The organism is Alkalinema pantanalense CENA528, assembly GCF_050753345.1.
GTDB classification, from domain to species: domain Bacteria; phylum Cyanobacteriota; class Cyanobacteriia; order Leptolyngbyales; family Leptolyngbyaceae; genus Alkalinema; species Alkalinema pantanalense.
On sequence record NZ_JBLZFX010000032.1, the window covers coordinates 1 to 21,123 of the forward strand.

A 21,123-nucleotide genomic window follows, 5' to 3' on the forward strand; every position below is an offset into this window, starting at 1 on the left:
TAGGGGGTAGGAGAGTAAAAGGGTAGGAGGGTGGGGGGATGAAGAGGGGATATTATTTCTTGGCAAATCCCTAAGCAGTTCCAAAATTCCAAAAGGGCGCATCCCACTTTTGCAACCGAACACAGGGGGATCGTTATGTGTTGCAATTACCAGTTGATTTGGTATAAGCTTGACTGCGAATGATTACCCCTAAACCGGGTTGCATATTGGGTAATAAACAACCATTCTGAAAACTCGCTCCCACAAACGGATCATCCGTCAAATTTAAATGACTATCCAAATCCAAATGATCCGCTAACGGGGATAGATGCGCCAACGCTGTATTCATCAAACTGCTATCGGAATAGCAACCAAACATCACATTCAATCCCGCCGCCTTGGCCGTGTGGATCATTCGTAACGCCTCCGACAAGCCACCGCACTTGTTGAGCTTGATATTCACTCCATGCACCCGATCGGCCAAGGGCAAAATATCCCGACTGGTAAAACAACTCTCATCCACAAAAATCGGTAACGGCGACTGGCGATAAAGTCCCAGCAGATCCCCCTCGTGGCCCTTAGGTAACGGCTGCTCTAGGTAGGTAATGCCCTGATCCGCCAGCCAACCCGCCATGGTGATTGCATCGGCCAATCCCCAGCCCCCATTGGCGTCAATGCTGATCTGCTGAATGTGGGGAGCCGCTGCCTTCACCGCCAACAGCATTGCCCGATCGGCCTCAATGCCCGCCGGACTGCCCAGCTTCACCTTCAGCACCCGAATTTCCCGGTTGAACTGCAACCAATGGCGTACCCGTTCCTGGGCTACTTCTGGCGTGCTAATCCCGATCGTCACGGACGTCGGTACAATGCGATCGCGATTTAAGCCGAACAGTTGCCACAGCGGTAACCCGGCCTTTTTCCCCAACCAGTCATGCAGTGCCAAATCCAACGCCGATCGGGCCGCTGAAGGTAACCCTGCATCATCCATGACCCGATCGAGGCTTTGCCGTTCCAAGGGGCTGTACGGAGCCAGCAGGGGCGTAATTTTTTGCAGAGATCGGGCAATTTGTTCGATCGATTGGGACTGATCTCCGATGGAAAACGGGGAGGCTTCTCCCCAGCCCTCAATGCCATCATGTTCAACCCGGAGAAATAAATTAGTGCTTTGGCTGGTGGTGCCTCGGCTGATCGTTAGGGCAAAGCGCTTGTGGACGGTGAAAGTTTGTAGACGGATTTGCATAGGGGATTATCAAAGAATCGCAATCGAGTTCCTTCTTCCATCGGGAGAGGGCCAGGGTAAGGACTGAGTAGGATCAGGATGTTAGGATCCCATTCTTCGCAGACCTTCGATCGCCTCAATATACCGTGGAATGGGTTCCCCCGTAACTTCACAGGCCGCTCGATCGACGGCGATCGTATCTTCTCCGCAAAAGACCTTGCCGCAGGGAACCGCCGTGCCGCGATCGGGTTTCCAATCCCGGCTGACAAAGCGTTCCGTTGCATCCACCACTGCCCCATCAAACAAATAGCCGATGGAAAAATAGACATCTTGCAACACCTCCGGCACACTGGGGCGATGCAATTGACCGCGAGAATTAGCACTGCGGGCTTTGTACTTGGCGCGGGGAAAGAGCCCGTAGAGATTCTTCAACGAAGCCGAAATCAGTGGCTCATCCTTCAAAATCGTGCGCTTGAAGGCTCCGATCGTAATACGACAGTCCACTTCCTGAAGCAGCTTCGGTGCCCAGAGGGTCTTGAACCGCACGGGTTGGGGCGATCGGTTCTCATATTCCGCCAGTTCCAACGTATCCGCATCCAGCAACCGCATGCCCGCGTCCAACACCTGCTCCAGTTTCCGTTGCGCCGCGATCGTTGTCAAACTCACCGGAGAACAGACCCCTTCGACAACCAAAATTTCTGCTGTGGGACTGGCCTGCCGCAAGCCCTGCAACACTTGTCCCAACACTGCCAAACTCACCGTCACCGGGGGGGCTGCGGGATAGCCCAAATTCGGCTTCACTAGGATGCGCTGGGCACCCTTAGCCCGATCGGGCGGTTGATAGACAAACGCAGCAGAATCCAGAATTTCAACCATCGAGACGCATTCCTGTAATCCCCCATCCCTAGGGCAGTCTGACCCGGATTGTACCATTCGATCGAAGCAACCAAGTTCTTCTGCGGACTGCTCATGTTGATTCATGTTGATTCATGTTGATAATACGGTGAATGATCAGGAATCAGCTGGTTAGACTTTGAAGTAATCTAAATATTCATCCATCAACGGGTTTATTTATGGCTGCCTTGGTGTCCGTTTCTCGATCGATCGCCGCATTCATCCCTGCATTCATCCCTGCATTGGCACTCGTACCTGGTTTAATCGCAGGTATGCCTCCTACCCAAGCGGCCCAACCCCAAGTCTATCGAGAAACCGTTGATCTGCCCCTGCATCGTGAGAAAGGTAACTGTCCCAAAACCCTTACAGTAAATGTGGAAAGTCGGCCCTACGAAGGCGGCTCAGAGCATACCGTGGTACTGAAAACGAGCGCGATCGCAGGCACCGCAAAATATATGGACTCCAAACCCAGAGTAGTGATTTTTAGCGCACCCTTGAAACCGCAGTACAAAAATTGCATCGGTTGGATCGATCCCGCAAAAAATCCGTCCCTGTTGTACAACGTGTGGCTTCAATTTGGTTCTGTTTATTTCCGCTTTGACTTGGATGCCGTTAAAAATCTACCCGATAGTGAAATTACTTACCAGAAAGTCGTCAATGGTGAACCCAAACTTCGCTATGCCATTGCAGACTAAATGACTTGATAAATGACTTGATGACTTGGGGCGGTCTAGGCAATTCGTTTCAAGCATTCAACTCCGCAAGAAAGGCTTCAACCGTTCTACATTGAATCGTACCTTGCTGGACTGCCTGCTGAACTGCCTGCACGTCACGAACCAGCGGGTGCCGCCGTTGCTACTAGAGTCGCTTCTGCAAAATGTTGAGCAACAAATTCTGATTTTCTTGCGATGGGGTTTCAACGACTTCGATCGCTTGTTGAATCGGTCAAGCTTGGGCTGGATTCATGATGGCATTGGACTGGTCATATCCCTCTTCCGTCACTTTAAGCAGAGGAATTTATGATGGAGAGAGTAGGGTTTAGAGAGCCTAGCAACTGATTTCCACCTCCAGAGCCGCTCGACTAACGATTCGCTTTGTCGATGAGTATTGCCAACTCTATGGGGATTTGTTTGCAGAGGTTCGCAGCTTTGCATCGTTTAAGTTCTTGCATCTGGGGTTGATTAGCGAAATCAAATGGAAATCATGCAAAAATAGCGGAAGCTTGAAAGCCCCCGTACTTCAGTCGGGTGATGAAAAGCGACACGAGCGGCTTTAGCCGCCTACATCAATCCCAAGCCAACACTTCCGCCTCAGGCTACTAGTGACTCCTCAGCAATCTGCATCGAAGGTCTGCATTCAATCTGCATTAAAAAAGATGACAGGGAATTTCCTATCATCTCTTTTTCTTGCAGCTTATTTTTTGCCTGGACAAATGAATTTAATGAATTGATTCAATTCGCTCAAGCGAGTTAGCTAAGTTGTACTAGTTCAACCCCGCAGACTTTTTGGCTTTGTATTGCGCAAAGGTTTGATAGAAAGACGTTTCTGGCTCGTACAGGTGGCAGTTATCGGTGATTTCCTTCACCAAGTCCCAGTTAAACCGCCGCTCAACTAGTTCATCTCCCCAAATTTCCTTCAGGCGATTGTGGGCCATGCGCAGGTTGTAGGACGGAATCGCAACGGACAGGTGGTGGGGAATGTGAACGTTAATCTTATGGCAGAGGAACTCAACGCCGAAGGGATAGTCGCAATGCACGGTTCCAAACAGTTGAGCCTTCGCTTCATCCCACACTTCCGGCTCTTGGAAGGGAATTTCGGGCAGGGTATGGTGCACGATCGTGAAGGTGCTCATCCAGAAGTGATACACCATCCAAGGCATCAACCAGAACTTGACCAGTCCCCAAGGGCCAGTGAAGGCAAGCAACAGCGACAGACCGATCGCACCGCCAATGATCACAAACCAGTTGGAAAAATTCGCCTTAGCCCGATCGCGGGGTTTGTAGTTTTCCAAATCAAAGTGGATCAAAGCCCAGTGCAGAATGGAACCAATCCACCAGAACTTGCCACGCATTAACTCATAGCCATTCCGTTTGACCGGATCCAAGCTATCGTAATACTCCGTACGGAACGGCTGCCATGCATTGTCCACATCCATTTTGTTGGTGTAGCGGTGATGGACATCGTGCAGTAAACGCCAACTGTGGAAGGGATAAATCAAGGGCAAGAAGACGAGGTGGCCCACTAAATCGTTCACCCAGCGCCGCTTGGCAAAGGAGCGATGACCGCAATCATGCCCAATCACAAAAAATCCCGTCAGCGCAGTTCCCGTAAAAATCCACGCCAGGGGCAGCAAATACCAAGGAGACAGCGCGATCGCGCAATATCCCAGAGCGACCATGGCGATATTAACCACGACCTGGGTCCAGGCTTTCCGCGCATTTTTCTGGAAGCATTCCCGGGGCAAAGTTTTGATAATATCCTTGAGGCGCAATTTTGTTCCCGGCGCAGTCAGCGGATGGGGTTTCGGTTGGGTTGGTTGGACAATTGCCGTCATTGTTACTCCATAAAGACGCACAAAAACTGCCCACAGTAGATACCGCAGGCTCTTTCAAAGATGGTCAGCGATGTGCAAAAACATCACCGCAGTCTAGTGGTCCACCTGCCCAGCCCCCGCAGCACACAACCCACGCACACAAATCCCACGAACACAAGCCATTAGAAAGAATCATTAGGTCGGTTTTCGGCATTTGGCGTGTTTTTTGGGCAATCACAAGTGAACTGATGAACGGGCTAAGTAACGAATTAAGAAATTTGTTACGAAACCTAAACCTTTATATCATGATTGGCCCCTTCTGTAAGTCAGAATTCCCCTCGGTTTTTCCAGGAAAGTTCGGCTGATTGAGAATTTTTCGCGAGTTCCCGTCGGAAAGAAAAAGGAACGTCGGTTCAGTAAACGCATGATGCGCGAGAATCAGTTCGATAGAATGGAAAGACCGTAGCGGCAAATAAGGAACGATTCCATGACGATCGCCACGACAGAACGGATGACTCTAGAAGCATTCTTGGCCTACGACGACGGGCAGGAAACCCGTTATGAGTTGGTGGATGGAGCGTTGGTGAACATGGGGACGGAAAGTACGATTAACACGGCGATCGTTAGCTTGCTGTTCGCGGCATTTTTGCAAGCTGGTCTACCGTTTCAGCGCTTAGGCATTAAGCAAAAGCTAGAAGTCCGCAGCACCCATGCGAGTGCCCGTGATCCCGATCTGTTAGTACATTCGGCGGAGTCTCGCTTGGCGATTAAAGGTCGCTCACAGGCTTGTTTGTTCTTACATGAACCCAATCCGGCGATCGTGATTGAAATTGTCTCACCGGGGAATGAAGCCACAGAAAACTATCAACGGGACTATGTGCAAAAGCCCAGGGAGTATGGCGATCGTGGCATTCCAGAGTTTTGGCAAATTGATCCAGAACGGGCCTGGGTGCGAGTTGGGCGTTTAGTCAGCGATCGGCAGGACGATCGGCAGGAGACCGATCACTATGAGTTTGTGACGTTTCAAGGGGATGGGCTGCTCCAGTCGCCAACTTTTCCAACGTTGCAGCTAACAGCGGCGCAGGTGCTGAGTGCGGATGATTAGCACTGAGAGAATTGCCAGTGACGGTCGCTCAACTGAAGCTCAACCAACGATCGCTCAACCAGGAAATTCCAGACGTTTTCTAGAAAACCATAGACAATAGAAACTAATTTCCGTCACTTCAATTGTCTTCTAGAAACAGAGATTGCTATGGATTGGTGGCAACGGCTACAGAAAAATAACCTGGCTCGCTGGGGTGGCCTGATTTTGGCCTTGTTCTACGTCATTGTGATTTTGGCTGAATTCATTGCGCCCTATGATCCCTACGATTCCCAGGTCGATGGTGCACTCTTGCCCCCGACCCAAATTTACTGGGCCGATCAATCTGGCAAATTCATTGGTCCCCACGTCTACCCCACAACCCAAGGCCCGATCGATGTGCAAACCGGACAACGGGAACTTCGGGTCGATCGTAGCCAACCTTCCTCCCTGCGATTATTTGTGCAGGGTGCAAACTATAAGCTGTTTGGCTTGATTCCCAGTAATCTGCATCTCTTCGGCACTAGCAGCGGCGGCAAATTGAACCTGCTGGGAACCGACGAGCAAGCCCGCGATCAGTTCAGCCGTCTAGTTTACGGTGGGCGCGTCAGCCTATTTATCGGGCTGGTGGGGATTGCCATTTCCTTCCCGATCGGGATGTTGGTGGGTGGCATCGCAGGTTACTTTGGCGGCTGGGTTGATGTCATCCTAATGCGATTGGTTGAAGTGCTGATGACGATTCCGGGGATTTACCTCCTGATTGCCTTGGCCGCAGTGCTCCCACCGGGTCTGACCAGTTCCCAGCGATTTTTGCTCGTCACTTTCATCACGTCACTGATTAGCTGGGCGAGTCTAGCGCGGGTCATTCGGGGTCAGGTTTTGTCCATTAAGGAACGGGAATTTATCCAAGCTGCACGCGCCATGGGCGGACAGCCTTTCTATATCGTCGTGCGTCACGTTTTGCCCCAAACAGCTACTTATGTGATTATTTCCGCGACGCTGTCTGTCCCCAGTTTCATCATTGCTGAGGCAATCCTCAGCTTAATTGGGTTAGGAATTCAGCAGCCGGATCCATCCTGGGGCAATATGTTGTCCTTGGCGACCAATGCTTCAATTTTGATTTTGCAGCCCTGGCTGATCTGGGCACCAGCCGCTTTAATTGTGGTGACGGTGCTGGCGTTTAACCTGCTGGGAGACGGTTTGCGAGATGTCTTGGATCCCAGAAGCTTAGAACGGTAGCGCATAGCCTTGGGATAGCGATTGCCATCGAAGCCACGATCGCTACTTTAATCGGGTGTCTAGATGAACCAGCGATAACCGCGTCAGTTCTTGCTGAAGCGCCTGACACACTGCTTGATGGGCCTGAACGACGGCATCAATTGTGGTTGGCTCGATCGTCCCTGCTTGACTGTGTTGTTCCCCTTGCTCGGCCAACTGGACAAGGGGATAGGCCCCGATACTGGCGCTAATGGACTTTAACCCATGCAGGGCAAACTCAAGGGCGATCGGATCATCCTCTTGGGCCGCAAATTGAATCTGTTGGATTAATGTAGCGCTCGTTCTCCAGTAGCTCTGCAACATTTCACTAAAAAAACTATCATCGTCAGCGAGTTCCTTTTTCAGTTGTCGGAGATGCTGAAAATCGATCGGCAGATGGGCCGACGGAGGCTCGGAGACGCTGGTTACCGCAGGCGCTGGGGAAGGATGATCTGAAGAATTGACTGAAGGATGAATAGGTCGATCGGAATCAGGCACTTCTTTGCCAGAGGACACCGCCATATCAGCCCGACGCAGGGCATAGCGATCGAGCATTCGGCTTAAGTCCATCATGCGGAGCGGTTTGCTCAAAAAATCATCCATTCCTGCTTGCAGACAGCGATCTTGATCCTCCAGGTGACTGTTAGCCGTGAGGGCAATTAGCACAGGACGAGGCCCAGACATCTGGCAAATGCGGACAGCCGTTGCAAGACCATCTAGGCGAGGCATTTTCAAATCCAACAGCACCACGTCATAGGTCTGCTGCTGTAACGCCTCTAAAACCGCAATTCCATCCCCCACGGCATGAACGCGGTGCCCAAGGCGCTCTAGCATTTGTTTAAAGAGGTCTTGGTTGATGGGGTTGTCCTCGGCTAACAAGATGGAGAGGCTGGATAGTGGGCTTGGCAAAGCTGCGGATTGCATAGAAGGTAGTGGAAAAATAACAACAGGCTGGTGTTGGCGGAATGATTTCTAAGAGAAGCGCTGAAGGGAGTCAACCCACCAATTACGTCCTACAACTAGATTTTGCGCTTTTCAATCTACTCTTTACAATACAATTTGCTCTCTACCGTAGGTTTTGCAATGCGCCAACCCTATCCTGCGATCGAACCCTATCAATCAGGATTTCTACAAGTTTCTGACCTACACAGAATTTACTACGAACAGGTGGGTAATCCTGGGGGAAAACCCGTAATTTTTCTCCATGGTGGCCCAGGAGGGGGCAGTTTGCCGATTTATCGTCAAATGTTTGATCCCCAGCAATGGCGCATTGTTCTATTTGACCAGCGGGGTTGCGGGCGCAGTACCCCCCATGCCGAGCTACGAGAAAACACCACCTGGGATTTAGTCCAAGACATCGAAACTCTACGCGAACATTTGGAGATCGATTGCTGGACGGTGTTTGGGGGCAGTTGGGGCAGTACCCTGTCCTTAGCCTATGCCCAGACCCACCCCGATCGCTGCACAGGCTTAATCCTACGGGGAATTTTTCTGTTGCGTCGCCAGGAAATCCTTTGGTTTTACCAGTCGGGGGCGAGCTACCTATTTCCCGATGCGTGGGAGGCTTACCTTGCACCCATTCCCCCCGCAGAACAGGACGACTTACTCACCGCTTATTATCAACGACTGACCAGCGAGGATCCTCAAGTCCGTGCTACGGCAGCCCAAGCTTGGTCTGTGTGGGAGGGCTCTACCAGCAAATTATTTGTGGATCCTGATTTCCTAACAAAGTTTGGTGAACTTGAATTTGCAGAAGCCTTTGCGCGAATTGAGTGCCATTATTTTGTGAATCGAGGATTTTTTGAAACCGACGATCAACTGTTGCAGCATTGCGATCGCATTCAACACATTCCCACGGTGATTGTTCAGGGGCGTTACGACGTTGTCTGTCCCATGCGATCGGCCTGGGATCTGCACAAAGTGTTACCCCAAGCAGAATTGATTGTGGTGCCCGATGCTGGCCATTCCATGACGGAACCGGGTATCTTGACGGCGCTCTTAGATGCCACCGATCGCTTTGCCCATCAATCCATAGAATTCACCCAGTCAATGGAGTGATCTCTCGCCTGATCCATCCCCTAATCTGCGGCAGGAACATGAAGGCGTGTAGTCAAAACATAAGCAGAAAAAATCATTACTCTAAAAGACATAAGACGAACTTCAGGAAATGCTTCTGAATGAGTAGTTGTAAGGATTCATTCGTGATTGAAAGCATTTCTTCGAGGTTGTTTACAGAGAAACTTCTATCGTTCAAGAGTGTCTGAAACCCTTGTCAAATGTTGGCTCCAATACATCAATCGGTACATCTTCTCACTGTCCTATAAGTATAAGTAGATCAAATCGCCAAGTCTGATTACGAATCCCATTCATCCAAGAGCAATCTCGATCGTCATAACTTAGGTTTTTCCCGTAGTATCTGATATTGAGGCTAGTTCCATTTGCCGATTCCCATTGGTGTATGGTGTCGCCATCTAACATTTGGATTGGGCACATTAGCCATTCTTGTTTAATAGAGAGGACCACTGCATGGCAACTTACAAGGTCACGCTAATCAATGAAGCTGAAGGTTTGAACACCACGATCGACGTGGATGATGACACTTATATTCTTGACGCAGCAGAAGAAGCAGGAATTGACCTGCCCTACTCCTGCCGTGCGGGTGCTTGCTCCACCTGTGCTGGTAAAATCACCGCTGGTACCGTTGATCAGTCTGACCAGTCCTTCTTGGATGATGATCAAATCGAAGCTGGCTATGTGTTGACCTGTGTCGCATACCCCAGCTCTGATTGCACCATCATGACCCACCAAGAAGAAGCTCTGTACTAATTTGTACAATTTCTAGGCTTCTTAAACACGCAACTTCGCGCTTCTCATAGTTGCAAATTAAAGCGGGGAACTGAAACTCAGTTCCCCGCTTTGCTGATCTCAATTCCTCGCTTTGCGGCTCAATGGGTTTGGGTTACCGTGGGTTCGACGGCTAGCATTGACAGCAGGGTTGCTGATGCATCTGGCCCAACGATCGCGGGACTTCCCCAGCCTGGAACATTGAGCGATCGAATCCATGAAGCGATCGAAGCCATTGAGCGATCGCAGTCTTGGCTTGGCCAAGGCGACGAAATTAGGCCATCGACACTAGCAAACTGCTGGGCTGGGCCGGATCCCCTTGCAACTTCACGCCCCGATCGTTAGCGGCGAGGTGACGGACAATCTTATAAACCGTTTCCACATCGCTGGGAGCGTTGGCTTTGATGGCTAAATCCATCAGAGGAGCGGGCGTTTTATCCTGGGACAGCACCGTCAGAATCGTACGTTGCAGTTCCAGCACCTCAGCCGCAGCTTTCTTGCCCGCTTCCACACCGGGTTGGTGGTAGGAATTGACATTGACCAAAAAGCCGTACAGCCCCACAGCCCGTTCGTAAAGGGCAATCAGCGCACCGACAATCTCTGCCGTCACTTCTGGAACGGTTACGGTGATGGAATCCCGATCGTTGTCGTAGATGGCCTTACGAGTGCCTTGCAGCAGCCCACAAAGGTAATCCCCCGAAGTGACATTGGGTTCCACTTCGATCGATCCCTGGCTGCGATCCTTGAGCACTTCAATGAACGTGATGAAGAAATTCGGCACACCTTCCCGCAACTGTTGCACGTAGGCATGTTGATCTGTGGTGCCTTTATTCCCGTAGACGGCAATCCCTTGGTAAACCAAATTGCCATCCAGGTCGTACTGCTTACCCAAGGACTCCATGACCAATTGTTGGAGGTAGCGGCTAAACAAGAGCAAGCTGTCTTTGTAGGGCAGTACCACCATGTCTTTTTCGCCCTTGCCATTGCCGGAGAAGTACCAAGCTAGGGCCAACAGCGCGGCGGGATTGGTTTTGAGATCTGGCTGACGGGTGGCGCTGTCCATGATGTTGGCTCCCTTCAACATGGCGCGGATGTCTACACCTTGCAGGGCAGCGGGTAACAATCCCACCGCCGAGAGTTCCGAGGTGCGGCCTCCCACCCAGTCGTACATTGGGAACGTAGCCAGCCAGCCTTCCGATTGCGCGACTTGATCCAACTTGCTGCCGCCGGTGGTGATAGCGATCGCGTGTTTAGCAAAGTCAAGCCCCAGGGTTTGGTAAAGATGCTGCACTTCCAGCATGCCGTTGCGGGTTTCGGGGGTGCCGCCGGACTTGGAAATGGTAATAACTAGGGTGGTGCTGAGGCGATCCTTAAGGCGATTTAAGACCCGATCGAACCCGGCAGGATCGGTGTTGTCCAGAAAGTGGAGGTTGAGGGGGGGGGAGTCAGGAGAGAGGGCTTCGGAGACAAACTGAGGGCCAAGGGCCGAGCCGCCAATGCCGATCGACAGCACATCGGTAAACTTGGGGGCATTCGGCGGCTGAATCACGCCCTGATGCACCTTAGCGACGAAGGCATCGATCTGATCTAACGTCGTTGTAATTTCCGTTTGCAGTTCTGGGGTCGGAGCTAGTTCCGGAGTGCGCAGCCAGTAATGCCCGACCATACGATTTTCATCGGGATTCGCGATCGCGCCAGCCTCCAGATCTGCCATTGATTGGAATGCTTGGGTCAACTTGGGTTGCATTTGCGCGACAAAGGCATCATCAAAGCGCATGCGACTGATATCGACATACAAGCCCAATCCCTCGTGGTAATACAGCCAATCTTGGTAGCGTTGCCACAGTTCAGTAGGATCCAGCATAGTATTATGCATTATTGTTATCTCCTTCTCTCACTCCACTGACCAGTGTATTCGGCCTCCAGCCTATCGACTTAACAGTAGCGGGAAAGTTTAATGTGAGCAAAAAGTCATCGAACCCTGAATAAGTACCTAAACGATGACATAGCACCCAGCAATGGCGAGTTGATCGTCTACCGATTAAGCAGACGATTAACGGCAACTATCCCCCCTTAGCCCACGATCTCGGGAAACGTCCGCCTTCATCCGGCCTCTTCTCCCGGCTCAAGTTTCTCAGCTAAAGTTTCCTAGCTAAAGCCTCAGGGCTCAAACCTCCTTAAACTTCTGGTTTGGGAAGCACCCGCAGAAACTTAATGATCTGTCCCGTCACTTCAATGCTGATCAAATGCTCCGCTAGGGTGAAGCGATAGAAAATTCCGCTATTCCCCATCTGCCGAAAGTCGGGCAATAGTTGAAGATGATTGGTTTGAAAAAAGTCGCTGAAGACAAATTCTTGAACCTGCTGGCGGACAACCAGTGGTAATTGTTTAAGATCCAGGATAAAGGAACGTTCGTAAAGCACTTCAACACTGGCATTGGCTGCTTTGTTAGTCACTGCTTTGTGGGTGACGGCTTTGCTAGTCGATTCAACGCTCCTTGGCCCAGAGGGGGAATTACTACTCATCGGGATTCAGGAACTTCAATGGGTTGAGTTAAGAGGACGATCGCTTCTTCGCGGGTCAGCATGTCCCCAGGTTGGAGGGTTTCCTTGGCTGTCTCGATCGCACTGAGCATATAAAGATCGTAATAGTGAGTTTTCATAACATCCCACATCACAGTTAGCTGATCGGCGGTCAACCCGTTAATCAGATTGTGGGCGCGATGGCGAAGGGACTGCATGGTTTAGCCGAGAGGAGGATCTAAATCCAGCATACCCACTTTTTCTGTAGACTGACCGTAATTTAACCTAAAATCAATTCCACTCCACCTACAATCAATTCCATGCCTAGGTTCGGTGAGACAACCGCTCCTACTTGGTTCGATCGAATTTTTTCTCCTGCGTAATCCCTATGCTCAACTATCTGTTTTCCTTTGATCCTGGAATTCTGAACTATGTGGCGTTTCTGCTGACCAGTATGGCCATTTACGGTCTAATGGGTCTGGGACTGAATTTGCAGTGGGGTTTTACAGGGCTAATTAACTTTGGGATTGCGGGCTTTGTGGCGGTGGGCGCTTATGTAACCGTCATTTTAAGTTTGACCCAGGTACCGATCATATTAGCCATGCTGGCAGGGGGCTTTGTCGCGGCTCTGTTTGGTCTGCTCATGGGCTTTGCCACCCTGCGGCTCCGGGAGGATTATTTGGCGATCGTGACGATCGGGGCATCGGAACTGGTTCGCCTAGTTTTCAATAATGAGGAACTGTATGACAGTCGCCCCGGCTCCATGGGCATTAATGGGTTTCCGCTGCCTTTGGAAAGTTTTCGGCCTACGACATTCACGCGGGTCGGCATGGTTGCGATCGTCACAGTCATTTTTGGTCTAGCCCTGTGGCAACTATGGCAATGGGCTAATCGGCGCTTAAAATCTGCAGCCCAAAAACAAAAAGTGGCCATTACAGCCGTAGCGGTACTAGCAGGATTGCTGGGGTTGCGGGCCTATGTGGTAACGGCCATTTCCCTGTCCAATTTCCGCGCGAATCAGGCTGGAAATGGGTTGTTGTTTGTGGCGTTAATTGTAACCGCGATCGCCTTTTGGGTGGTAGAACGCTTAATTCGATCGCCCTGGGGCCGGGTCTTGAAAGCCATTCGAGAGGACGAAGAAATTGCCAAGGCGCTGGGTAAAAATGTCTTTGCCTACAAACTTCAGTCGCTCATGATTGGCGGTTTTCTAACGGGCATTGGTGGGGCGTTATACGCTTGGCAACAGAGCAATGTTTACCCGGATAACTTTCGATCGAATTTGACCTTTAATGTTTGGATTTTGATGGTACTTGGGGGTGCAGGAACCAATCCAGGCGTGTTGTTAGGCGCAGTCATCTTTTGGATGTATACCGCACTGACACGGGATTTAAATCAGATTTTGCCCTTCCCCACCGTGCAGATTGATGCGTTTCGGATGGTGTTTATTGGATTGTTATTGATTGGCCTGATGGTGTGGCGGCCCCAGGGCATTTTAGGCAATCGCGATGAGCTGACTTTAGGGAAATAATTCGAACTTGCCCCTTTCATATTTCCCATACTTTTACAGCCAAAAGTTTAGTTGACTACAGCCATTCTTTGAGCTCCTTGTCAATCCTATATTTTTGTGTGTAAATCAGGGTTGAAGAAAAATAATTTTATAGCTAAATTATTTTGTGCCAACTGATTTTCTCGAAATTACTTCTCATGCTTCATACTTCACGCTCATTAGTTGCCTTGGTAATCACGATAATGTTTTTAGGACAGTTTTCTTCTATTGCTGCCCCTAAACCTAAACCTAAGCCCAAGCCCAAATTACAGTCAACATCGTTATGTGCTAGTCAACCTGTAGAACTGATTCAACAGTGGAAAATCTGTGTGGTTCAGGTTGCTTTTCCAGGTCAAACATTAAAAACTGAATACGAAGAACTAACAGCGAAAGGTACATGGGCAGCAGTTAAGCTCAGCATCACTAACCGAACTCAGAGCACAATCAATCTAGAAGGGTTTTACGAGAACAATTCTAAGTTAATTGATACTCGTCCTGGTAGAACATATGTTGTAGACTATGGTGCGTCTTCAAGTTATACAGACTTCGATACCACGAAGCCCTTTACTCCTAACGAAACAAGGACAATCACGCTACTCTATGATGTACCGCGAAATGCATCTTTAGGACAGATAGAAGTTGATGCTTTTCCAACGCCGATTCGGCTGTCCTTAACCCGTTAATTATTGGTTGAACAAAAACCTGCATACTCCAGCACACTCAATCAAGTCAGTGCTCGGAGTATGGTTTTTGGTATTCTAGGTATGCAGTCCGTGAAGTTGCTTTCTCCGCAGTCCACTTTCTGATGTAAGTAACTCCCAGTAATTCAGATTAAGGAAATTGAACTATGGCACTGCTTTCTGCATCTGGTTTAGTGAAAACCTTTGGTGGTGTCACAGCTGTTGACAGCGCTGATCTTGAAGTTGCAACGGGTAGCATTACTGGCCTCATTGGCCCAAATGGTGCAGGCAAGACAACATTATTTAATCTGTTGTCTAACTTTATTGCCCCCGATCGCGGCCAAGTGATGTTTAACGGACGTTCGATCGAACGGTTACAGCCCCACGAAATTGCGCGATTGGGCATGGTACGAACCTTCCAAGTCGCCCGCACCCTATCCCGACTCTCGGTTCTAGAAAATTTGCTACTGGCCACACAACAGCAAACCGGAGAAAAGTTCTGGCAGGTTTGGCTACAACCGGGAAAAATTGCTACGGAAGAACAGCAATCCCGCGATCGCGCCATGGAGATTCTGGAGTCGATCGGGCTAGCCCACAAAGCTCAGGACTATGCAGGGGGACTCTCTGGCGGTCAACGCAAGCTGCTAGAAATTGGCCGTGCCCTGATGACCCGCCCAAAACTGATTTTGCTGGATGAACCTGCCGCCGGGGTGAACCCAACCCTGATTAACCAGATTTGCGAATACATCACCTACTGGAATCAGCAAGGGTTGTCGTTCCTGATCATCGAACACAACATGGATGTAATTATGTCCCTGTGCGATCGGGTCTGGGTGCTGGCGGAAGGCAAAAACCTCGCTGTCGGGACACCCCAGGAAATCCAAACCAATACTCAGGTGTTAGAAGCCTACCTCGGTAATTAGGCTCGTAATACCAAATTGATTAATTAATGCTACAGATAATGCTACAGATCCGATCCCCCCTAGCCCCCCTTTTTAAGGGGGGAATTCAGGCAAATTCTTTCAAAGTCCCCCTTTTTAAGGGGGATTTAGGGGGATCGTTATGTGTTGCAATTACTAGTTGATTTGGTATAACCCTACAGCCCCAGCCGTTTCTTGACTTGTTTGAACACTTGGTACATCTCCGGTAATCGGCTATAGATAGCCGAAGATTTGAGGTAAATCTTGTGATCCACTGCTGGATAGCCTGAAACAATTTGACCTGGGGGAATGCTATTGTGAACACCGGCTTTAGATGACGCGATCGCCCCCTCGCCGATCGTGATGTTGTTACCCACGCCCACTTGCCCCGCCAACGTGACCCGATCGCCTAGGGTCGTGCCGCCCGCAATGCCCACCTGAGCCGCCATGACACAACCCTGACCCACAGTGACGCCATGGCCAATGTGCACCATATTATCCAGTTTGGTGTCTCGCTTGAGCCGCGTTTCCCCCACCGCAGGCCGATCGATCGTGCAATTGCAGCCAATTTCTACCAGATCTTCCAGTACCACATAGCCGGATTGATTCATTTTGTACCAACCGTTGGGCGTGGGAACGTAGCCAAAGCCTTCTCCCCCAATCACAGAACCACTATTGACTAAACAGTCATGGCCAATCTGCGTGCGCTCTTGAACCGTACAGTTAGCATGCAAAGTAACCCGATCGCCGATCGTCACGTTGGGATAAATGACAACATTGGGATGAATAACAGCATCATCACCAATCACAACATTTGCGCCAACAGCCACATTTGCACCAATGGCTGCCCGATCGCCAATTGTTGCTGTGGGGTCAATCACAGCGCTGGGATGAATACTGGGTGCGGGTTTGTAGGGTTGATAGAACAGACCGATCGCTTGGGCAAAGGCTAATCGGGGATGTTTCACTTCAATCCAGGCCAATCCCCGATCGGTGGCTTGGGCTTGTAAGGCTTCCTGGGAGGGCAGAATTAAGGCACTGGCTTGGGTGGTCGTGATTTTGGCTGCAAATCTTGTACCTTCCACATAGCTGAGGTGACCAGCCTTGGCTTGGTCGATCGCCGCGATTCCGGTAATGTCCAAGGCGCGATCGCCGTTGAACTGAGTTGCCCCCAACCGATCAATAATCTCACCGAATTTCATGGTTTTTTCTAGCCCACCTGTGCCACTGACCCAACTAAGTGATCTAAGTTATCATGCGCGCTGCAGTCTAGCATGATTCGACTACTTTCGGTTGTCCCCCAGGAATTGATATAGTACAATTGATCTATCCTTGAACCGTCAATTTTCGGCTGTAACTTTGCCGCCCTAGACAAGAGTTGGTCAATTAAAGCTTGGTTCATGGCGCTTAATGGATGAACTTGGTTAATGAACTTGGTTAATGAACTTGGTGGATAAACTTTGTTAACAACTCCGTGGCTTTACCGTTACCAGCGGGAACATTAACCCAGGGATGTGCTACTCCCCCTTTTACCCAGCCCCCCCTTTACCCAGCCCCCCCTTTGCCTATGAATTGGACTGCCGAGCAAATCCTGGCCCTCGCCCCAGACGCCACCTCCGCCAAAAACGGTCAGAGTTTAGCCACTGGGCGGAAATGGCAGAATTGTGGTCGATCGGAGTCTGTAGCTTGGGGAGAATGCCAAGGCAGCGGCAGCAAACCCTACCGCACCCAAATTGATTTAGCTGAACCTGCCTTTCGGTGCAGTTGCCCCAGTCGCAAGTTTCCCTGTAAGCATGGCTTGGGATTGTTCTTGCTGCTAGCCCAATCCGACTCGTTGTTTACAGACCCCACACCACCCGACTGGGTGCAGGAATGGCTGGAAAGTCGCCACCAGCGCCAAGCCAAACAACAGGAAAAAGCCGCCGAAAAAGCCGCCACGATCGCCGATCCCCAAGCCCAAGCCAAACGGCAGGAAAAACGAGCCAAAAAGGTAGATGCTGGGGTGGCTGAGCTACAACAATGGCTCGCGGATTTGCTGCGCCGGGGGCTAGCCAGCGCTGCGGAACTGTCCTATCAGCAATGGGAGCAGGTGGCGGCGAGGATGGTGGATGCCCAAGCACCAGGGTTAGCCAGACGCCTACAAGCCATGGCAGGAACGGCCCATTCCGGCACTGGCTGGCCAGAACGGTTACTCAGCCAACTGGGAGCCCTCCATTTATTGCTGGAGAGTTACCAGCGCTTAGAGACTCTGCCGCCTGCCCTACAGGCCGATGTGCGATCGCAGATAGGTTGGACGATGAGCCAAGAGGAAGTTTTGGCTACGGCGCAGGTGGTGACCGATCACTGGGTCGTTTTGGGGCAGCGGGACGAGGTGGAAGATCCCTTACGCATTCGTCGGATTTGGCTCCAGGGCGTCACGAGTCAAACCCTAGCGCTCATTCTGCTCTTTGCCCACGGGAAACAGCCCTTTGAGGTCAGTTTTCTCCCCGGCACGGTGGTGCCAGCGGAACTGGCGTTTTTTCCCAGTACCTATCCCCAGCGGGCGATCGTGCAATCCCGATCGGACACCTTAGAAGCCATTACCCCCGCGATCATTGCTAAAACCGCCCACATTGTTGATTTATTCGCCCAGTACAGCCACGCCCTCAGTCAGCAGCCTTGGCTGGAAAGGCTTGTAGTGACCTTGCAGGCGGTGACGGTGGTGCAGAGGCAGGGGCAGGGGGCTGTCTGCGATCGACACAATAACGCCCTGCCAATTGGGGCGAACTATCCCACCCTGTGGGAACTGATCGCGCTAGGAGGGGGCCACGCGATCGATCTGACGGGCGAGTGGAATGGCAGTGAGTTCTATCCGCTGTCGGCTTGGGTGCAGGGTGAATTTGTGGTGCTGTAGGCAGGAGAAACAAGATGGCTGATGGAACTCTTTGGCAAACGTTGGTGGCGGCTGCGCTGATCGGCACCGATCGCCAAACGCCGCCGGAACTCGTGGATTCCAGTGCGATCGGGCAATTTTTGACCCAGTTGCCGCCTGCTCCTCAGGAGGTTGCGCTCCTCCAGCAGGCCGCAGCTCTGACGCTCTATGGCAAAGCGGGTCAGAAACCGACTCAGCTCAACGCCCCCGCCCCGATTGCCTGTGACCTCGCGGATTTACCGCCTGCACCCCCGTCTACGCTGTCCTATTTGCACCAAACCATTCGCGGCGATCGCCCTGCATTCTTACCGGAATGTTTAAGCTTGGTGGCTCGGGCGGGTTGGCGCATTCCCGATCGCTTGCTGCCTGCATTGCTCGATCGAGGTGCGAAGCAATCGGAACTCCAACCCGTGATTCTGCCCGTTCTGGGACAGCGGGGTCGCTGGTTAGCCCAGCAGCAAGAAATCTGGAACTATGCGATCGTCACTTCGGAGAACGGGCTCCTGGATGATACGATTTGGGACACAGGCAAGCGAGCACAGCGAATACAATACCTACAACAGTTACGGCAACAGGATTCCGAACAGGCCAGGATGCTGTTAGAAAGTTCGATCGCCCAGGAATCCGCTAAGGATCGTGCTGCCTTTTTGAAAATTCTACAAATCGATTTAAGTGACGCTGATTTGCCGTTGTTGGAACAGTGTTTACGCGATCGTAGCCAGGAAGTGCAACAGGTGGCGATCGGGTTACTAACGCAGTTGCCGCAATCCACCCTGTGTCAGTTGGCGATTTCCGTCCTGCAAGGGGCGATCGACCTGCCAGGATTGGCTACGGGGCAGGTGGAAGTGAATCTACCCAAAAATCTAGAGGCCACCTTAAAACCCTTCAAAGTCGCAAAAATTTCCCCGCTCTCCACCGATCTCAAACTGGGGAAAACGGCGATGGAATTGGCACAAATCATCAGTTGGGTGCCCCTAGCCAGTTGGCCGGAACAGTTTAAGATCACCCTCTCCGACTTGCTGGAACAAACCACCCATAGTCCTTGGCGCAATGCGATCGTCACGGGTTTAGTCCATGCCGCCGTCAATCAATGCCATGCGATCGTTGCGGCGGAGTTGCTGCGCTATCTTCCCGAAGCCGATTCATTGCTGTTTCCCTTACTCTCTGCCGAGCAAGCCAATCAATTGCTCCAGTACTGTTATGCCCAAGGGGAGCAGGAGCGTTTGGGACGACTCGTTCAGGATTCTACCCAGCCTTGGAATGCTGCTGTGACGGAAATTGCTATTGCAATGATTGCGGAAAAACTACAATCCAAGAGCCAACTGTGGACGATCTTCTATTGGCTGAATGACAAGTTAGTTACCCAATTCGATCTCACTCAGATAACGGTTATTAAATCGCTAAAAGCATTGAGATCGGAAGACCATTACACCCAGCAGCAACTGGAGAAAATTTACGAACTGGTGCGATTTCGTCAGGATATGGTGCAAGCGCTGCAACCGGAATCTGGATAAGCAATCCCACCGGTCTTTCCCCTCTCGACCAGGGTTCCCTTCAGTCCTTATTTCCCATTCTTCAATTTTCATCACTATGGCAACGGCACAATCAAAAACCAAAGCCCAAACGGCTGAATCTACTGCTGAATCCACTGCTAAGCAAGTCCTGCGGCAACATGCGGAAGAACAGTATGCCCACGAATTGGCCGCGCTGGCGGAGCAGGATACCCACCATCGTCCCCCCAACTGGCAGTTGTCTCCCTGGGCTGTGGCCACCTATTTACTGGGCGGCACCCTGGATAACGGCGTCGAAATTTCCCCGAAATACATTGGTAATCGACGGCTGATGGAAATCGCGATCGCCACCTTGACCACCGATCGGGCATTGTTGCTCTACGGCGTACCCGGAACGGCCAAATCCTGGGTGTCAGAGCATTTGAGCGCGGCCATTTCCGGTGACTCTACGCTGCTGATTCAGGGCACCGCTGGCATTAGTGAAGAAGCCATTCGCTACGGCTGGAACTACGCCAAATTGCTTGCGGAAGGCCCATCGCCGGAGGCCGTCGTTTACAGTCCCATGATGCGGGCCATGGAAACGGGAAAGATTGCACGGGTGGAAGAACTGACGCGCATTCCCTCCGATGTGCAGGATACGTTAATCACCGTGTTGTCGGAAAAAACGCTGCCGATCGCGGAACTCAACACCGAACTGCAAGCGCAACGGGGCTTTAACGTGATTGCAACGGCAAATAACCGCGATCGCGGGGTCAATGAACTGTCCAGCGCCCTCAAACGCCGCTTTAATACCGTCATTTTGCCCGTCCCCAATTCGATCGAAGAAGAAGTGGATATTGTCCAACGGCGGGTGACCAGTCTGGGCCGAGCCTTGGAACTACCGGGGGAAACGCCTGCTTTGGAAGAAATTCGGCGAGTCGTGACGATTTTTCGGGAACTGCGCCACGGCCTTTCCGAAGATGGTAAAACCAAGCTGAAATCGCCCACGGGTACCCTCAGCACCGCAGAAGCCATTTCCGTGATGAGTAGTGGCATGGCCTTGGCAGCCCACTTCGGCGACGGGACTCTTCAGGCCAGCGACCTAGTGTCTGGATTGGTCGGCGCGATCGTCAAGGATCCCGTCCAGGATCAGGTGGTGTGGAAGGAGTATCTGGAAACGATCGTCAAGGAGCGGGAAGGCTGGAAAGACTTGTATCGCGCTAGCCGTGAAGTGCTCTAGGCAGGGT

The 21,123-nt window shown here is 51.3% G+C and carries 21 protein-coding genes and 1 pseudogene; 14 read left to right on the plus strand and 8 right to left on the minus strand.

Annotated elements, in window-relative coordinates; genetic code table 11:
- Positions 1 to 133: 133 nt before the first annotated feature.
- Both ACN4EG_RS12375 and ACN4EG_RS12380 read right to left on the minus strand, forming a co-directional pair.
- Positions 134 to 1,219 carry a dipeptide epimerase gene (locus tag ACN4EG_RS12375; RefSeq protein WP_431629820.1) on the minus strand — a complete coding sequence of 362 codons (1,086 nt, stop codon included), beginning with the start codon at positions 1,217 to 1,219 and terminating at the stop codon, positions 134 to 136.
- Positions 1,220 to 1,300: 81 nt separating this feature from the next.
- Complete coding sequence (locus ACN4EG_RS12380) at positions 1,301 to 2,179, minus strand: DUF362 domain-containing protein (protein WP_431629822.1); 879 nt, start codon at positions 2,177 to 2,179, stop codon at positions 1,301 to 1,303.
- A gap of 92 nt (positions 2,180 to 2,271) precedes the next feature.
- Here ACN4EG_RS12380 and ACN4EG_RS12385 point away from each other — a divergent pair, with 92 nt between their 5' ends.
- From ACN4EG_RS12385 to ACN4EG_RS12395, 3 genes and pseudogenes are all read left to right on the plus strand, one after another.
- The gene (locus tag ACN4EG_RS12385; RefSeq protein ID WP_431629824.1) at positions 2,272 to 2,787 is read left to right on the plus strand and encodes a hypothetical protein; all 516 of its coding nucleotides are present in this window, start codon (positions 2,272 to 2,274) and stop codon (positions 2,785 to 2,787) included.
- Positions 2,788 to 2,878: 91 nt separating this feature from the next.
- The gene (locus ACN4EG_RS12390) at positions 2,879 to 3,115 is read left to right on the plus strand and encodes a hypothetical protein (protein WP_431629825.1); all 237 of its coding nucleotides are present in this window, start codon (positions 2,879 to 2,881) and stop codon (positions 3,113 to 3,115) included.
- A gap of 34 nt (positions 3,116 to 3,149) precedes the next feature.
- Positions 3,150 to 3,296 (plus strand): annotated as a pseudogene (locus ACN4EG_RS12395) (IS701 family transposase); the annotation flags it as partial.
- 279 nt (positions 3,297 to 3,575) lie between these two features.
- Here the strand turns inward: ACN4EG_RS12395 and ACN4EG_RS12400 are convergent.
- The gene (locus ACN4EG_RS12400) at positions 3,576 to 4,646 is read right to left on the minus strand and encodes a fatty acid desaturase (protein ID WP_431629826.1); all 1,071 of its coding nucleotides are present in this window, start codon (positions 4,644 to 4,646) and stop codon (positions 3,576 to 3,578) included.
- Between the two features lie 466 nt (positions 4,647 to 5,112).
- On the opposite strand from ACN4EG_RS12400, the gene ACN4EG_RS12405 reads away from it, so the two are divergent.
- Both ACN4EG_RS12405 and ACN4EG_RS12410 read left to right on the plus strand, forming a co-directional pair.
- Entirely contained in the window at positions 5,113 to 5,730 is a 618-nt protein-coding gene (locus ACN4EG_RS12405; protein WP_431629828.1) for a Uma2 family endonuclease, read from the plus strand.
- A 147-nt stretch (positions 5,731 to 5,877) separates the two neighbouring features.
- Complete coding sequence (locus ACN4EG_RS12410) at positions 5,878 to 6,945, plus strand: ABC transporter permease (protein ID WP_431629830.1); 1,068 nt, start codon at positions 5,878 to 5,880, stop codon at positions 6,943 to 6,945.
- 42 nt (positions 6,946 to 6,987) lie between these two features.
- Here the strand turns inward: ACN4EG_RS12410 and ACN4EG_RS12415 are convergent, their stop codons facing one another.
- Positions 6,988 to 7,887: a response regulator gene (locus ACN4EG_RS12415; RefSeq protein ID WP_431629832.1), complete on the minus strand. Its 900-nt coding sequence runs from the start codon at positions 7,885 to 7,887 to the stop codon at positions 6,988 to 6,990.
- Positions 7,888 to 8,046: 159 nt separating this feature from the next.
- Here ACN4EG_RS12415 and pip point away from each other — a divergent pair, with 159 nt between their 5' ends.
- The 3 genes from pip to ACN4EG_RS12430 all read left to right on the plus strand — a co-directional run bounded on the left by pip (position 8,047) and on the right by ACN4EG_RS12430 (position 10,152).
- Positions 8,047 to 9,021, plus strand: coding sequence for a prolyl aminopeptidase (gene pip, locus ACN4EG_RS12420; RefSeq protein WP_431629834.1), 975 nt, complete (start codon positions 8,047 to 8,049; stop codon positions 9,019 to 9,021).
- 468 nt (positions 9,022 to 9,489) lie between these two features.
- Entirely contained in the window at positions 9,490 to 9,789 is a 300-nt protein-coding gene (locus ACN4EG_RS12425; RefSeq protein ID WP_431629835.1) for a ferredoxin, read from the plus strand.
- 90 nt (positions 9,790 to 9,879) lie between these two features.
- On the plus strand, positions 9,880 to 10,152 hold the full coding sequence (locus ACN4EG_RS12430; protein ID WP_431629837.1) for a hypothetical protein: 273 nt from the start codon (positions 9,880 to 9,882) through the stop codon (positions 10,150 to 10,152).
- Here the strand turns inward: ACN4EG_RS12430 and ACN4EG_RS12435 are convergent.
- From ACN4EG_RS12435 to ACN4EG_RS12445, 3 genes are all read right to left on the minus strand, one after another.
- Positions 10,082 to 11,683 (minus strand): glucose-6-phosphate isomerase, encoded by a 1,602-nt coding sequence (locus tag ACN4EG_RS12435; protein ID WP_431629838.1) that lies wholly within the window; start codon positions 11,681 to 11,683, stop codon positions 10,082 to 10,084. The genes ACN4EG_RS12430 and ACN4EG_RS12435 overlap by 71 nt on opposite strands.
- Before the next feature lie 301 nt (positions 11,684 to 11,984).
- A complete protein-coding gene (locus tag ACN4EG_RS12440; RefSeq protein ID WP_431629839.1) occupies positions 11,985 to 12,332 on the minus strand; it encodes a cytotoxic translational repressor of toxin-antitoxin stability system in 348 nt (115 codons plus the stop codon).
- A complete protein-coding gene (locus ACN4EG_RS12445) occupies positions 12,329 to 12,547 on the minus strand; it encodes a hypothetical protein (protein ID WP_431629840.1) in 219 nt (72 codons plus the stop codon). The genes ACN4EG_RS12440 and ACN4EG_RS12445 overlap by 4 nt, the downstream gene beginning before the upstream one ends.
- Positions 12,548 to 12,717: 170 nt before the next feature.
- Here ACN4EG_RS12445 and ACN4EG_RS12450 point away from each other — a divergent pair, with 170 nt between their 5' ends.
- The 3 genes from ACN4EG_RS12450 to ACN4EG_RS12460 all read left to right on the plus strand — a co-directional run bounded on the left by ACN4EG_RS12450 (position 12,718) and on the right by ACN4EG_RS12460 (position 15,478).
- Positions 12,718 to 13,857: a branched-chain amino acid ABC transporter permease gene (locus ACN4EG_RS12450; protein WP_431629841.1), complete on the plus strand. Its 1,140-nt coding sequence runs from the start codon at positions 12,718 to 12,720 to the stop codon at positions 13,855 to 13,857.
- Positions 13,858 to 14,033: 176 nt separating this feature from the next.
- Positions 14,034 to 14,558, plus strand: coding sequence for a DUF4352 domain-containing protein (locus ACN4EG_RS12455; RefSeq protein ID WP_431629842.1), 525 nt, complete (start codon positions 14,034 to 14,036; stop codon positions 14,556 to 14,558).
- Between the two features lie 164 nt (positions 14,559 to 14,722).
- A complete protein-coding gene (locus ACN4EG_RS12460; RefSeq protein ID WP_431629843.1) occupies positions 14,723 to 15,478 on the plus strand; it encodes an ABC transporter ATP-binding protein in 756 nt (251 codons plus the stop codon).
- A gap of 173 nt (positions 15,479 to 15,651) precedes the next feature.
- On the opposite strand, the gene lpxD is transcribed toward ACN4EG_RS12460, so the two are convergent.
- Complete coding sequence (gene lpxD, locus ACN4EG_RS12465; RefSeq protein ID WP_431629844.1) at positions 15,652 to 16,677, minus strand: UDP-3-O-(3-hydroxymyristoyl)glucosamine N-acyltransferase; 1,026 nt, start codon at positions 16,675 to 16,677, stop codon at positions 15,652 to 15,654.
- A 365-nt stretch (positions 16,678 to 17,042) separates the two neighbouring features.
- On the opposite strand from lpxD, the gene ACN4EG_RS12470 reads away from it, so the two are divergent.
- From ACN4EG_RS12470 to ACN4EG_RS12480, 3 genes are all read left to right on the plus strand, one after another.
- A complete protein-coding gene (locus ACN4EG_RS12470; RefSeq protein ID WP_431629845.1) occupies positions 17,043 to 18,368 on the plus strand; it encodes an SWIM zinc finger family protein in 1,326 nt (441 codons plus the stop codon).
- 14 nt (positions 18,369 to 18,382) lie between these two features.
- Positions 18,383 to 19,900, plus strand: coding sequence for a DUF5691 domain-containing protein (locus tag ACN4EG_RS12475; protein ID WP_431629847.1), 1,518 nt, complete (start codon positions 18,383 to 18,385; stop codon positions 19,898 to 19,900).
- Between the two features lie 76 nt (positions 19,901 to 19,976).
- Positions 19,977 to 21,116, plus strand: coding sequence for an ATP-binding protein (locus ACN4EG_RS12480; RefSeq protein ID WP_431629848.1), 1,140 nt, complete (start codon positions 19,977 to 19,979; stop codon positions 21,114 to 21,116).
- Positions 21,117 to 21,123 lie beyond the last annotated feature (7 nt).

Excerpts from the sequence above, each read along its gene's own strand:
- ACN4EG_RS12375 (WP_431629820.1), bottom strand. The coding sequence starts at position 1,219 with ATGCAAATCCGTCTACAAACTTTCACCGTCCACAAGCGCTTTGCCCTA.
- ACN4EG_RS12380 (WP_431629822.1), bottom strand. The coding sequence starts at position 2,179 with ATGAATCAACATGAGCAGTCCGCAGAAGAACTTGGTTGCTTCGATCGA.
- ACN4EG_RS12385 (WP_431629824.1), top strand. The coding sequence starts at position 2,272 with ATGGCTGCCTTGGTGTCCGTTTCTCGATCGATCGCCGCATTCATCCCT.
- ACN4EG_RS12400 (WP_431629826.1), bottom strand. The coding sequence starts at position 4,646 with ATGACGGCAATTGTCCAACCAACCCAACCGAAACCCCATCCGCTGACT.
- ACN4EG_RS12405 (WP_431629828.1), top strand. The coding sequence starts at position 5,113 with ATGACGATCGCCACGACAGAACGGATGACTCTAGAAGCATTCTTGGCC.
- ACN4EG_RS12410 (WP_431629830.1), top strand. The coding sequence starts at position 5,878 with ATGGATTGGTGGCAACGGCTACAGAAAAATAACCTGGCTCGCTGGGGT.
- ACN4EG_RS12415 (WP_431629832.1), bottom strand. The coding sequence starts at position 7,887 with ATGCAATCCGCAGCTTTGCCAAGCCCACTATCCAGCCTCTCCATCTTG.
- pip (WP_431629834.1), top strand. The coding sequence starts at position 8,047 with ATGCGCCAACCCTATCCTGCGATCGAACCCTATCAATCAGGATTTCTA.
- ACN4EG_RS12425 (WP_431629835.1), top strand. The coding sequence starts at position 9,490 with ATGGCAACTTACAAGGTCACGCTAATCAATGAAGCTGAAGGTTTGAAC.
- ACN4EG_RS12435 (WP_431629838.1), bottom strand. The coding sequence starts at position 11,683 with ATGCATAATACTATGCTGGATCCTACTGAACTGTGGCAACGCTACCAA.
- ACN4EG_RS12440 (WP_431629839.1), bottom strand. The coding sequence starts at position 12,332 with ATGAGTAGTAATTCCCCCTCTGGGCCAAGGAGCGTTGAATCGACTAGC.
- ACN4EG_RS12445 (WP_431629840.1), bottom strand. The coding sequence starts at position 12,547 with ATGCAGTCCCTTCGCCATCGCGCCCACAATCTGATTAACGGGTTGACC.
- ACN4EG_RS12450 (WP_431629841.1), top strand. The coding sequence starts at position 12,718 with ATGCTCAACTATCTGTTTTCCTTTGATCCTGGAATTCTGAACTATGTG.
- ACN4EG_RS12455 (WP_431629842.1), top strand. The coding sequence starts at position 14,034 with ATGCTTCATACTTCACGCTCATTAGTTGCCTTGGTAATCACGATAATG.
- ACN4EG_RS12460 (WP_431629843.1), top strand. The coding sequence starts at position 14,723 with ATGGCACTGCTTTCTGCATCTGGTTTAGTGAAAACCTTTGGTGGTGTC.
- lpxD (WP_431629844.1), bottom strand. The coding sequence starts at position 16,677 with ATGAAATTCGGTGAGATTATTGATCGGTTGGGGGCAACTCAGTTCAAC.
- ACN4EG_RS12470 (WP_431629845.1), top strand. The coding sequence starts at position 17,043 with ATGAATTGGACTGCCGAGCAAATCCTGGCCCTCGCCCCAGACGCCACC.
- ACN4EG_RS12475 (WP_431629847.1), top strand. The coding sequence starts at position 18,383 with ATGGCTGATGGAACTCTTTGGCAAACGTTGGTGGCGGCTGCGCTGATC.
- ACN4EG_RS12480 (WP_431629848.1), top strand. The coding sequence starts at position 19,977 with ATGGCAACGGCACAATCAAAAACCAAAGCCCAAACGGCTGAATCTACT.